The sequence below is a fragment of the Haloferax sp. Q22 genome (assembly GCF_001482285.1).
Lineage (GTDB): Archaea > Halobacteriota > Halobacteria > Halobacteriales > Haloferacaceae > Haloferax.
In genome coordinates, this window is sequence record NZ_LOEP01000007.1 from 79,119 (window position 1) to 92,356 (window position 13,238).

Genomic DNA, 13,238 nt, shown 5'->3' on the forward strand with positions numbered 1-13,238 from the left:
GACGGCGACCACATATAACTGCGGTCTCGGTGCCCCGGCGAGCGAGCGGGCCGAACGAGCGGGCCGACAGAGCCGGACGGCCCCGGCAACAGACTACGAGAACCGCCCGCGCCGGGCGACGAGCGCGACCGCGCCGACGACGACCCCGCCGAACAGGAGTTGGAGCCCATCGGAGCCCCGGAGCGCCCGGAGCGCGACCTGCAACGGCGGGCGCTCTTCGGCGTGCGAGAAGTCCAACACGACGGTCGTCCGGTCGGCGACGAGCGCCTCGGCGAACGCCCGGTTGTCCGGCCGTTCGAGCATCGCGTTGATGAACACGCTCGGGTCGCTCACGACGACGACGTCGCCCTCGCCGAGGCGCTCTGTGGTCGCGACCGGGTACGAACGGAGCGCCTCGCTCTCGTCGAGTTCGCCGTCGTCGTCGCGGTCGAGATACGAGAAGTTCGACGAGCGGACGAGGACGGTGCTTTCGTTTTCGGTCACCGTCGCCGGGTGGTTCAGCGTGAGTTGCGACACGTCGCGGGTCAGCGGGTCCGCAGCGACTCGCGTCGCCACCGGGAGCGCACCGGATTTGTACTGATGCCGGTCGTCGCGGAGCGGGGTCTGATTGATTCGCGCCGACGCGCCCAGTCGGGCGAGCAAGTCGTTGCCGTGCGGCCTGAAGTCGTCGGCGACGACGACGGTCCCGCCGGCCCGGACGAACGCTTCGATGCGGTCGGCCTCGGCGTCGGTGTAGCCCCGCTCGGGCGAGATGACGAACGCGACGGTGCCCGCCGGGTCGACCTCGCTGTACTCGGTGGTGTTGTAGACGACCTCGGTCTCGGCACCCGCGTCGGACGCGACCCCGCGAATTCCGGAGCCGCCGTCCCACGCGGCGTTGAACGCGCCGTAGGTTGACGACGAGGTGCCCGCGCCGACGCCGACGCCGAGGAGCATCGTGACGAGGAGCGCCGCGGCCAAGAGGTGCGGGTAGCCGACCTCGCGCGAGCCGACGCGCACTCAGAACACCCCCGGCGGGAGGATGTCGAGGATGCGTCTGACCACGATGTAGCCGAAGGCGACGAGGCCGCCGCCGATGAGCCACAGGAGCCGTCGCCGCCACGCGGGCGTCACCGCGACCGGCGCGGTGAGTTCGACGACGACGAGGAAGCCGATGAGGGACACGACGAAGACCAGCTCGTACGAAAGCGAGTCGAGGAGGACCAAGACGAGCGTCGCGCCGAGCATCCAAGCGAGCTGGGCGCGGATGAATCGCTCGCGTCGTGCCGTTGCCATGTACGGTCGTGGACGGTGCGGGATAACTAAACTATCGCTTGCGCGAACGGCTCGCGAGCGGTGTCGGGTCCGACGCGTCGGCGGCGTGATGCGTCGTGAGCGTCTCCCCGCCGCGGTTCAGCGGGACGCGACCACGAAGTACGCGACGACGGCGAGGAGGGAACAGACGGTGAGGAGTACCGACAGACCGGGGACGCTCGTCTCCGTCTGCGACGGTGAGGACTGAGTCGCGGTCTCGCTCGCGGCTGCGGTCGCGGTTCCCGCGGTCCCGGTCTGTCCGTCCGTCGCGTTCTCCGCCGATGAGGAGGGCGAGGAAGGAGAGCTCGCGGTAACGCCGTCCGTCCCGTTTTCGCCCATCGCGGAGACGGTCAACTCGCCGGAGGTCTCTTCGGAGGGAGACCCCGAGTCGTCGTCCTGCGACGACCCGTCCTCGGAGGCGCGTTCGGTGGTGTTCGAACCCGCCTCGCCGACGGCGAGACTCCCGTTCTCGACGGCGTCGATTCGATAGCTGACGCCACCTTCGCTCCCGATGTCGGTGACGTTCACGGCGATTGGTGACGTTCCGTTCGCGGTCCCCTCGACCGTGACCGTCGCGATAGTGACGGACCCGGACTGCGACGTATCGATGAGTGCCGCGTAGAGGCGAACTCGCGACCGACCGTCGCCGTACGTGACCTCGCTCAGCCCGGGGTCGGGGACGAACGACGCGTTCGAGACGGTCGCGACGGAACCGTCAACTCGGAGAGTCACGTCGACGGCGCCGACGCCACCGCCGCTGACGTCGTCGACGACGAGGTCGTACGTCGTCGTCGAGCCGACGTCCGTCTCTTGCGAGGCGGGCGTCACGATGACCGAGACGCCGTCTTGTGCTGCGTTCGCCTCGGTGGGAACCGCGGCGAGACCGCAGCTGACGAGAACGAACAGTCCGAGAGAGACGACCAGAGCCTGTCGAATTGACATGCGAGTCGGTACCGACGTGTTGAGAGTCGGACTACTTTTCTGTTCCGGGACCGGCGGACGGCGGAACGCAGACCGTTACTCGTCGGTACAGGTGTAACGCTAATATGTGTGTTTCACCAGGCAGTCTTCCGTCGGCGCGACCGGTGGATGTTTTAGGTCTGTAGTTGCGATGGACACTACCTCTCGAGTAAGATGCTCGCCGTCACAGCCGCGCGCTTGCGAAGACGACTCCCGAAGAGATGATTCGAACGCAACGAAGGACGCGGGCCGCCGTCGCCGGCATCGTGTTCTGTCTGCTCCTGAGCGCGACGCTCGCACCGGTCTCCGAAGCGGCGCGCCCGCCCGATTCCAAGTTGGGAGGGCCCGAGCGGGGCGCACCCACAGCGACCGCCGCCGGCCTCGCGACGACCAACAACACGACTGCACCCGACAACGAGACGACCGGGAGCGGCGTTCTCTCGGGCGCGGCGGCGTATCAACTGTCGCACGCGGCGGCGGACGAACTGGTTCCGGTCATCCTCGTCTTCGACGACCACTCGCGCGGGTCGAACAACGCGTCCAACGAATCCGACGCGGGGACGCGCGCCCGACGCAGAGCGGCGACTAACCGAACGCAGTCCGACGTGCGCGAGTTTCTCGACGCCCGGCGGGCGAACGGGACCGCGGCCGACGTGAAACCGTTCTGGACTCGCAACGCGCTGGCCGTCGAGGCGACGCCCGCGGTCGTGCGAACCCTCGGCGGGATGCCGAACGTGTCCGCGATTCACTACGACCGGCCGATTTACGCGACGGGGTCGGTGTCGCCGAGCGTCTCTGCGTATCTGGACTCGCTGTCCGCGTACGGCGAGACGGTCCGACCGGACAGCGCGCGGCCCGCGGCGAGCGGGACGGAATCGTGGAACCTCGAATCGATTGGTGCCGACGACGTACAGGACCGTGGAATCACCGGCGCGGGCGTGAACGTCAGCGTCATCGACAGCGGCATCGACGACAGCCACCCGGCGCTCCGCGGACAGGTCGTTCGGTGGAGGGACTTCGTCGGCAACTCCTCCCAGCCGTTCGATCCGTGGGGCCACGGTACCCACGTCGCAGGGACCGTCGCCGGGCGGGCAGACGCGAACAAATCGGTCGGCGTCGCACCCGAGACACGACTGTTCGGCGCGCGCGCCCTCGACGAGGACGGACAGGGCAGTATGTCGGACGTGATGGCGGCGATGGAGTGGAGCGCCGAGAACCGCGCGGACGTGGTCTCCGCGAGCCTCGGAGCCAGTCCGTTCCCGCTCGAATACCGCGGCGAACGGGCGGTCCGGCCGAACGGGACCGGAGCGAGCGACATCGAACTCTACGCGAACGGCTCCGGCGTGTACCAAGCCAGCGCGCGGTACGACGGGTTCAAACCGGCGTACGTCTACGTGCTCGTCGAACCGACGCAGGTCGGCGGCGAGCAGATTCAAAGCGACGAGCGACGGGCCGAGGTCATGCGGAACCTCTCGGTGACGCTTCGAGACCCCGCGGGCGACACCCCGCTCAGGGGCGTCGACGCGGGCTGGTGGTTCGAGGACGGCCGCGTGCCGGACGCAATCGCGTACCAGAGGTTCAGCCCTCGGAACGAGACGGCAATCGAAACCCCAGGGAACTGGTCGCTCGCCGTCGAGAGCGACCACCCGGAGTCGGTGTCGTATCGGTACCGGGCGACGGCGTACTACCCGTCGAACGGGAGCGACCAGTTCTCCCGGTACGTCGACTCGCTCGTGACGACGACGGACACGGTCGCGGTCATCTCGGCCGGCAACGCCGGGTTGCTCGGGAACCGCTCGGTCGCGAGTCCCGGCGCGTCGGCGGGCGCGATTACGGTCGGTGCGGCGCGGCAGACGGCGTCCGGCGTGACCTCGTTTTCGAGTCGCGGCCCGGTCGGGTTCGGCGACGACCGGCGGCCCGGCATCGCCCTCATCGCCCCGGGCGAGAACGTCACGTCGGCGTACTCGACGTCACAGCGCGACGAGGCCGAACCGTACGTCACGCTCGACGGGACGTCGATGGCCGCCCCGCACGTGAGCGGCACGGTCGCGCTCCTTCTCGACGCGAACCCGAACGCGACCCGCGCCGACGTGACGCGGGTTCTCCGGTCGACGGCGCGACCGCTCCCACAGACGGAACCAGCCGTCGGCGCGGGGATGCTCGACACGTGGAGTGCGGTCAACGAAACGGCCGCGCTCCCTCGCGCCGTGACGAACGAAACGGCGCCGCCGACCGACCCCGACGGCGACGGGCGCTACGAGGACATCAACGGCGACAGAAACGTGACGCTCGCGGACGTACAGGCGCTGTTCGCCCACCGCGACGCCGAGGCGGTCGAGAGCACTCCGGAGGCGTTCGACTTCTCCGGAAACGGTCGCGTCAACGTCGTGGACGTGCAGGCGCTGTTCGCGGAAATCCGAACGTCATAGCGGCGTCGCTCAGGACGAGGCAGAGTCCGGGTCCGTCACGTTCACCCAGAGGTGGACCGACTGATAGGCGTTTTCAGCCGTCGGCTCCGCGGGTGCCGATCCCTCGTACAGGAGGTAGGTGAGTCGAAGCCGGTCGCCGGTCATCGTCGGCGTGACCGCGTGTTCGGTCCGCCACGTCGCGTTGGCCTCAACCGACGGTCGGTACCGCGTGAGTGCCTCGCGTTCGAGGACCGTCGTCGTGTTATTGGCGACCCGGACGCGCTGGAGTTGCGAGACGACGACGTAGTCGGTGGCCGTCCCCTCGTGGTTGCCGACGGCGACGGTGAGCGACGTGGGCTCCCCCGCAGTGAGTTCCGTCGGATAGTCTTCCGCGGCGAGATTCCCTTGGTTCCCCGTCAGCACGTATATCTCGGAGAAGGACTCCCCGGACCCGGGAGCGGCGACCATGTATCCGCCCACCCCGACGGCGAGCGCGAGGCAGAGCACCAACACGACGGCGAACGCCGCGTCGGTCCGCGAACCGGACGAGAAGGGGTTCGGGTCATTTGGGAGACTGGACCGGACCGGGACGCCGAACCGTTCGCCCTCGGGGAGGGCGGCCCGCCGACGCGCCCCGACGACCACGGCCGCGACCGTGAGTAGGCCGATGGCGACGACGATCGGAACGAGTCGAAGCCCCCACGGCGTGAAGTTGAGGAGCAGTCCGAGCGCCGAGACGAGGGCGATGCTCGTCCCGAACGAGAGCGCGACCCGCTCGATGCCGTCGATTCCCGTCCGGTCGGCCGCGTCGGCGTCTCCGCTCGCGGCGACCGCCGGCCCCGACTCCGGGAACAGCGCGGCGATAACTGCGTAGCCGGGGACGAAAAGCACGCACGGGAGGCCGAGCACGACCCGAAGCGGGGTGTCGCGGACGCCAGGGAGGGTGACTGCACCGCAAGTAAGGACGGCCACCACCACGACCGCGAGCAGGTCCGCAGGGGCGGTGCGAACCGAGCGCGGGACGAGCGATAGCCAGTCCGTGTCGGAGGTCATCGGCTATGGGTGCGACAAGGATTCACTAAAAGCGGTCGGTCTCACGCGTCTTCCGCGCGCGAGAGTGTGTTCAACACTTTGAGTGAGAGTTCGTTCGAAGAGATCTCTCCGTCTCGGTATTCGGCGAACCACGACGACTTCGCGTACCACGTCCCGAAGCGGGACTCGGGGCTGTCCATGACCACCGCGTTCAGGCGCTCGGCTTCCCAGCCGTTTGCGACTCGATTGAAGAACCCGCCGGCAATCGTGCCGATTTCCCCGCCGACCTCCTCGTACTGCTCTTCGTTCGAGACGTACGTGAGTTCCACCGCATTCACCGGCGGTTGCGGGAGGAGTTCGACGATGGAAATCTCCTCTTGTTGGAGGAACGACCGAAACTCGTCCGCCTGCTCGACGTACGGGGAGGGCGTTCTCGTCGGGAGCGGTGTTTGTGTTTGGGTCGACGTCTCCGTCTCGGACTCCTGTGCACAGCCGGCAGTTCCGACGACCATCGCAGAGAGCGCAGTAAGGAACCGGCGTCTTCGCATATGCTACTCACATGACTACCCGCCTTCTTTAATGTGACCACGGCTACGAAACGGCCGAAGTGTTGTCGGTTTGAATGAGTGTCAATACAGCCGGACAGTATTATTCAGACGTACAGCTCTGAATAAATCCATGGGTGATACAGAAGTATTTTATCGCTCGTATCAGATGAACATACCATGAGGCCTACGACCAGCAACAGGACTAAACTCTTGAGTTTAGTTCTGACGGGGGTTGTGGTTCTATCGATGGTGGTAGGACCCGTTAGCGCGAGCACCCTCGCCTCAGCAGACGCATCGGCCTCACTCAGCGGAGGGGGTTCCGCTCCAATCGACGGAGCGACAACACCTGCGGTGAGTGACGAGTTGAAAATAGACGCCGGAGAGAACGTCTCCGTGTGGCAGTATTCACTACTGACACTCCGGCCGAATAACCCGGCGGCGTCGAGCGAGTTTGTCACACTCGACGACGTTCCGTACATCAGCCACGAGATACGGAACACGAACATTTTCGTCGGGACGAGTGACCTGGAGACCAGCTTGGACAAAAACCGAATCTACGTCTTCAACAAGACGGAGATCACCGCGACGTTCAATCCGGGGAAAGCCGGAAAGAGCAGCGTGGTCGACGGGGAGAAAGTCCAACTGGTCGCTGTCCGCCTGAAAGAGGGCGCGAAGCAACCGGGTGGCATCAGTGACATCGGCAAGCTACTCACGACGAGCGAAGACACGAACGCCGAAATCGTTCGCGAGTTCACGGGGGAAAGCGGAGAGCAGAACTTCAAATTCACCCCCGACAAGTCCGGGCAGTACCTCTTCGCGACGGTCCTCGTCGACAACAGCACCGACCCGGGACTGGTGCAGGGCTCGTCGCCAGGTAACCTCACCGCCGAAGGGAACGTGACGGTTGTCGGGTTCGACCACTTCCTCGTTCAGGACGGTCGGTCGACCGTGACGCCGCCAGATGTCGCTGCGGTCGGCAACGATGTGGACGTGGACGTGGACGCGTCGAACCTGGGCACGGACGACGTTTCGCACACGACGATTCTCCTGAACGAGTCGGTCCTCGGCGACCAACAGCAGACGATTCAGCTCAACGGGAGCGAAATCGAGGAGATTCAGTCGTCCATCGACCGAATCGAAGGGGCGACCGACGTGAAGCCCGGAACGAACTTCGCCGGGAGCACGCTTCCCGCGAGCCGCTACAACGGGAACACGAACATCGTCTCGCTGCTCTCGCGGTTAGCCGGTGAAGACAGCGTGACGCAGACCGACGACACGGTCATCTACACGAGTATCAACGGAACCGTCGGCGGACCACAGGAAACTGTCACGCTCCGCACGACGGAGAACTTCACGCCCGGCGAGTACTCGGTCATTCACTTCGCGACCGCACAGAACGGGACGGCGACGCTGAGCAACAAAGCGAGCGTCGACCTCGTCGACGGCGTCCAGCTCAACATCGAGCCGAGCGCGGTCGAAATCCAGCAGGGAGGGAGCGTCACGCTCAACGTCACCCGGGCAGACACCGGCGACCGCGTCGCTGGTGCGAACGTGACGTACAACGGCAAGACGTTCACGACCGATTCGAACGGTCAGGTGACGTTCACGCCCGTCGAGTCCGGAACCGCGACGGTCACGAAAGATCCGTCTAACGGAACCGCGTACATCTCGTCGAGCGTCGACCTGTACGTCATCACGCCGAACATCGAACTCACCGACTACAACGTCTCGTCGACGTCGGTGACGACCGATGAGACGGTAACGGTCAACGCGACCGTCGAGAACACCGACTACTTCGGTGGGAACTTCACGCTCGACCTCAAGCGCGACGGCCAGACCGTCGAGTCGAAGACGGTGTTCGTCGGCGAAGGCGAAACCGTCGTCGAGCAGTTCGAACTGAGCTTCGACACGCCGGGCACGTACGATGTCACGGTCAACGACGCGACGCCGACGGCCATCGAGGTCAGCGGCGTCCCGGACATCGTCTACTCGAACCTCACGGTTCCGAGCCAGGTCTCGCCCGGTGACACGACCGTCGTCAGCGCCGACATCCGTAACAACGGGACCGGCACCGGCGAGTACAACGCGTCGCTCGTCATCGACGGGACGGCCGTCGAGTGGATGAACGGGACGCTCGCACCCGACGCGTCCACGACGGTCACCTTCGAGAAGGATCTCGGACCCGGCACGTACCAGATCGCGGTCGACGGGCTTCCCGCCCAGACCGTGACGGTCGACACGCCGCCGAACCTCGAGTACTCGAACCAGCAGGTCAACACGACCGAAATCGGACTCGAAGACGCGGTCAACGTGAGCGCGACGGTCACGAACACCGGCGACGTGTCGGGCAATTTCACCGCGACGCTCTCGGTCGACGATGAGATTACGCAGACGAAGTCCGTGATGCTCGGAGCGGGCGAATCGAAGACGGTTTCGTTCGTCGTCTCCGGTCTTTCGCTCGGTGAGCACACGGTCCGCGTCGGCGACCTCTCACCGGAGACCGTGACCGTGAAAGCGCCGGACATCGCGCCGACGCTCTCGGTCGAAACGGACGTCACGAAAGGCGTCGTGCCGGTCAACGCGACGGTCGAAAACCTCGGTAACGTCGATGCGACGGGCGTCGACGCCATCGTCGAGGCGAAAGCCGACAACGGCGGGTCCTGGAAAGAACTCGCCAGTCGGACGGTCGACCTCGACGCCGGCGAGTCGGTCGCTATCAATACCACGCTCGCACGCGTGGACGCGCGGAACTACTCCGTTCGCGTCATCGCCGACCCGGCTGACGAAATCGCCGAGGCGAGCGAGACGAACAACGAGGTCGACGCGCGCGTCACCGGCGGCCCGCTCGCGAAGGGCTACGTCAAGATGCCCGACGGGAGCCCCGCCGTTGACGACCTCGTCTACACGAGCCGCACGAACCCCGGCGACGAGCCGTGGTCCGTCGGCCAGACGTTCACCGACGAGAACGGTCGCTTCCTCGTGCCGGTCGTCAACGGAACCACGCAGACGATTGCGTACGTGCAGGACGGAGCGAGCGGCTGGAGCGGTGACCACCCGCGCGACGGGTCACCCGACATCTTCTCGCTCTACACGACGCAGGGAACCGAGCGGATCCTGAACGTCGGGAACACGACGCTTCCCGACGCCGGCCTGCTCAACGTCACCGTCGTCGACCAGGACGGTGACCCGGTGGAGAACGCGACGATTGCGGTCCACCACAACAACAACGGCACGCGTTCGGGTGTCGCGTACAAGTCCAACGCCGAGGGACTCTTCCCGGCCGGTGAAGGCGACAAGACCGGCATCGAGGTCCGCGGCGACATGGAAGTCCGCGTCACGCCGCCGGAGAACGACCGGTTCGTCAACCGGACGTACTGGCAGAACCTCACGGTCGACACGAGCGGCGCGAACCTCACCTTCCGCCTCGCGGAGGGTGCTGACCTCTCGCCCGAACTCGATGTCGAACAGCGACAGCGGTTCAACGACGGCGTGAACGCCTCCGTGACCGTCTCGAACGACGGTCTCGTCAACGTCTCGAACGCGACGGTCAACCTGACGGTCGAGGCCGCAAACGGTGCCACGGAGACGTACACGAAGTACACCGGCAACCTCTCCGACAGCACCGACGCGCCGAACAACGAGACGACGCTCACCTACGACCTGACGGAGTTCGCCAGCGAAGAACTCCTCGGAACCCTCGCACAGGGTAACGCGAAGGTGACCGCGACGGTCGATCCGGCGAACGACATCCCTGAGACGGACGAGACGAACAACCAGGTCCTCAACTCCACGCGCGTGGTCTACGCCGACCCGGCGGTCCGCATCCAGGGACAGAGCACGGCGCTCCAGAGCCAGAAGGCGACGTTCGTCGTGTTCACGAAGAACAACGGTACCGCAAAGACCGGTGAGTTCAACGTGACCGTCGATTACGACGACGGGACGACGGAGAACATCACCATCGCGAACCTCGGCGTCAAACAGCCCAACACGACGCGCGTCACCCACCGCTTCGCGACGGGTGGCGACAAAGTCGTGAGTGCGAGCGTCTCCGACGGCGTCCCGTTCGACAACAACGTGTCGACGAAGGACGTCAGGGTGAAGCCGTACTCGCTGAGCATCGAAAACGGCGACGTCTCGGTGCCCTCGACGGTCGTGAATAACTCGACTGTCACCGTTCTCGCGGAGTTCAACGCGAACCACCCGTCCGACGTCAACGCGACGGTCTCGCTCCCCGCGGGGCTCGAACTCGCCGCCGGACAGAGCGCTGAGAAACAGGTCCGGTCGTCGGCAAAGGGCGGTTCGGTCGCCTGGAAGGTCCGCGGCAACACGACCGCGGACATCGAAGACGCGCAGATAGACGTCACCGTCGAAGCGTTCGGCCAGAGCGACACGGCGTCCGCGACGACCAACGTCACGGTACCGAAGGTTCGCTACACGACGACGAACGCGACGACGCTCGAGTCCGCGGGCGAGACGCAGTCGCTCGCACTCAACGTCTCGGACGCGACGACCTACGAGCACACGCTCAACGTGACCGTACAGTCCGGGACGGACGGGCGGACGCTACAGGGTCTCGAATACCTGTTCTCCTACCCCTACTGGTGTGTTGAACAGACGACGACCCAGATGATGTCCGCGCTCCGGACCGACCAGTACTACCGTAACGGCGACATCCCGAGCAACTACAACCGCGACCGTGCGAACAGCACGATCAGCGCGGGTATCAGCAAGCTCGCCGACGAGCCCACGCCCGGTGCGTACTTCAACATCTCTCAGCACGACAACGGCGCGTGGAGCATGTACGGCAACAACCCGCGCGGTGACCTGTTCTACACCATCTACGCCCTGCAGGGCGCGAGCGCCGTCTCCGACGACACGGTGCAGAGCAACCGCACGGACGTGAACAAGAGTCTGCAGAACATCAACCAGAGCGGTGCGGTGCTCTGGCTGGCAGACAAACAGCGCAACGACGGAAGTGTCCGCCCGAGCGGCTACTTCCTCCGCGACGACGCCTCCGCGACCGCCTACACGACGGTCGCAATCGACCGCGCTGGCGACGACCTCAACGCGACCGCACAGACGGCCGCCAACGAGTTCAGCGTCGACGCCGCGGTCTACCTCATCGAACAGCAGAACAGCGACGGAAGCTGGGAAGCCGGTACGAAAGAAGCGCAGGCGACCGCCTACGCGGTGCAGGCGCTCGCAGCGGTCAACGACAGCGACACCCTCCGGAATCAGGTCAACAACGAGCTGAGTTCCGGTAACGTGTCGATGGCCCTCGACAGCGGTGTCGAGTGGCTCGTGGCCAACCAGCAAGCGGACGGGTCGTGGGCCGGTTACACGAACTCTCCGTACTGGAGCAACGTCGGCGAGAAGGCCCGCGCGACGGGTAACGCGATCATCGCGTTGAACGACGCGGCAGGGTACACGGCGACGAGCAACGGAACCGTGTCCGACGGTGTCGGCTACCTCGTTGGCATCTACCAGCAGGGCGGCTCCTTCGGGAACACGCGTGCGACCGGCGTCGCCATCGACGCCCTCACCACGGCGGACCAGCGGAACGCCGGTTCGCAGACGGTGACGATCGAGATCAACTCGAGCGTCACGAAGGAAGTCAGCGTCGACGGTAACACGCCGACTGCGACGGTGACGTTCACCACTGACGAACTCGACACGCTTCGTGAGACCGGTACCATCACGCTGACCGTCGATAACTCGACTCGAGTCGTTGTCGGTGCCGAATCCGAGCAACTCGTCAACGAACAAGAGTACGAGGACACCAACTAAGGAGAAACGATGACACGAAAACTTTCAACGACACTGGCTGCCCTCCTGGTCGTGGCATCGATATCGTTCGGTGTCGGCCCGGGTGTTGTCTCTGCTGCGGACCCGTTTAGCGTCGCCATCGACGCGCCGGACGACCTCAGCACGGACGGGAACCAGACGATTGCAGTAACGGTTACGAACAACGACGACACCGCGCTCCTCAACCCGCTCGTGGAGGTTCCGATCAGCAGCCCGGTCGCGCTCCCGAACGGTGCCGAAGACGCGGTCTACGTGAATAACACGGCGGATCTCCGGGACGCGGTCGTCCAGGAGAGTACGATTTCGACCGGCGACTCTCTGCTCATCACGGGCGAGGTAGTGCCGGCCGGCGAGTCACGGACCTACCACTTCAACGTGACCGTCTCGTCGGCGGGGACGACGTCGCTGACCGCCGACGTGCGCCCGCTGTACAACGAGCCGAACAACGTTCGCACGAGCGAACAACTCGACGTGAGCGGCGTCGGGACGGTCAACGCGAGCGTCGTGGACAACGACGGCAACGCCGTAACTGGCGCGTCCGTCGTCCTCGACGGTCAGAACCAAGCCGACTCGGTCAGCGAGACCGTGCTCGAAGGCGACCACACCGTCGGCTCGAGCCTGACGGACGCGCCCGAGTTCACCGTCGGTGTCGGCATCTCCGAGACGGCGTCTGTCACCTTCGTCGACGGTGACGACAGCATCCAGCCGGTCGCGTACGTCGGCGAGGAGCCGGCGCTCATCGGCGACTCGACCTCTGAGTCCGACGGCAACGCGAAGACGCCCGTCAACACGACGGTGTCCGTGACCATCTCGAAGAGTGACGGCACGGTCGTGTACGATATCGCACCACCGAGCGACAAACCGCTCCGTGGCGACGGCACAGCGACGACGGACGCGAACCTCGTCGAGCAGACGACGGTTGACGGCGAGACGCGGGTCCAACTCAACCAGACCGGCGTCGGAACGCAGGTCTCCGTGGAGTTCGAAGGCTACGAACTCGGTAACGTCGACCTCGACGGCGACGTCGACGCGGACGACGCGTCCGACATCGCACAAGCCGCTTCGAGCGGTTCCGACGCCGCCTACGGCGACGTCAACGGCGACGGGCAGGTCAACGCGGTCGACGCGATGCTCGTCCAGCAGTACAGCGAGAACAACCGTGATGCCGACTACACCATCGGGGGTGCATAAC

Annotated in this window: 8 protein-coding genes; 3 read left to right on the forward strand and 5 right to left on the reverse strand. The window is 65.6% G+C overall.

Translation table 11 applies throughout. The annotated features are described in order from the left end of the window. Positions 1-93: 93 nt before the first annotated feature. From AM590_RS02670 to AM590_RS02680, 3 genes are all read right to left on the reverse strand, one after another. Complete coding sequence (locus AM590_RS02670; RefSeq protein ID WP_058826095.1) at positions 94-999, reverse strand: DUF4350 domain-containing protein; 906 nt, start codon at positions 997-999, stop codon at positions 94-96. Next, complete coding sequence (locus AM590_RS02675) at positions 1,000-1,275, reverse strand: hypothetical protein (RefSeq protein WP_004042058.1); 276 nt, start codon at positions 1,273-1,275, stop codon at positions 1,000-1,002. Between the two features lie 117 nt (positions 1,276-1,392). Next, complete coding sequence (locus AM590_RS02680; protein ID WP_058826096.1) at positions 1,393-2,235, reverse strand: hypothetical protein; 843 nt, start codon at positions 2,233-2,235, stop codon at positions 1,393-1,395. A 239-nt stretch (positions 2,236-2,474) separates the two neighbouring features. Here AM590_RS02680 and AM590_RS02685 point away from each other — a divergent pair, with 239 nt between their 5' ends. Beyond that, complete coding sequence (locus AM590_RS02685; RefSeq protein ID WP_058826097.1) at positions 2,475-4,682, forward strand: S8 family serine peptidase; 2,208 nt, start codon at positions 2,475-2,477, stop codon at positions 4,680-4,682. Positions 4,683-4,691: 9 nt separating this feature from the next. On the opposite strand, the gene AM590_RS02690 is transcribed toward AM590_RS02685, so the two are convergent. After that, a complete protein-coding gene (locus AM590_RS02690; protein ID WP_058826098.1) occupies positions 4,692-5,714 on the reverse strand; it encodes a DUF1616 domain-containing protein in 1,023 nt (340 codons plus the stop codon). Positions 5,715-5,755: 41 nt separating this feature from the next. Further along, entirely contained in the window at positions 5,756-6,241 is a 486-nt protein-coding gene (locus tag AM590_RS02695) for a hypothetical protein (protein WP_253244160.1), read from the reverse strand. 537 nt (positions 6,242-6,778) lie between these two features. Between AM590_RS02695 and AM590_RS02700 the strand changes: the two genes are divergently transcribed. Then, positions 6,779-12,028 (forward strand): CARDB domain-containing protein, encoded by a 5,250-nt coding sequence (locus AM590_RS02700; RefSeq protein ID WP_253805824.1) that lies wholly within the window; start codon positions 6,779-6,781, stop codon positions 12,026-12,028. A gap of 51 nt (positions 12,029-12,079) precedes the next feature. Continuing rightward, positions 12,080-13,237: a dockerin type I domain-containing protein gene (locus tag AM590_RS02705; protein WP_253244163.1), complete on the forward strand. Its 1,158-nt coding sequence runs from the start codon at positions 12,080-12,082 to the stop codon at positions 13,235-13,237. The last annotated feature ends 1 nt before the right edge of the window (position 13,238 follow it).

Coding starts and splice junctions, on each gene's coding strand:
- AM590_RS02680 (WP_058826096.1), bottom strand. CDS start 2,235: ATGTCAATTCGACAGGCTCTGGTCGTCTCTCTCGGACTGTTCGTTCTC.
- AM590_RS02685 (WP_058826097.1), top strand. CDS start 2,475: ATGATTCGAACGCAACGAAGGACGCGGGCCGCCGTCGCCGGCATCGTG.
- AM590_RS02675 (WP_004042058.1), bottom strand. CDS start 1,275: ATGGCAACGGCACGACGCGAGCGATTCATCCGCGCCCAGCTCGCTTGG.
- AM590_RS02690 (WP_058826098.1), bottom strand. CDS start 5,714: ATGACCTCCGACACGGACTGGCTATCGCTCGTCCCGCGCTCGGTTCGC.
- AM590_RS02695 (WP_253244160.1), bottom strand. CDS start 6,241: ATGCGAAGACGCCGGTTCCTTACTGCGCTCTCTGCGATGGTCGTCGGA.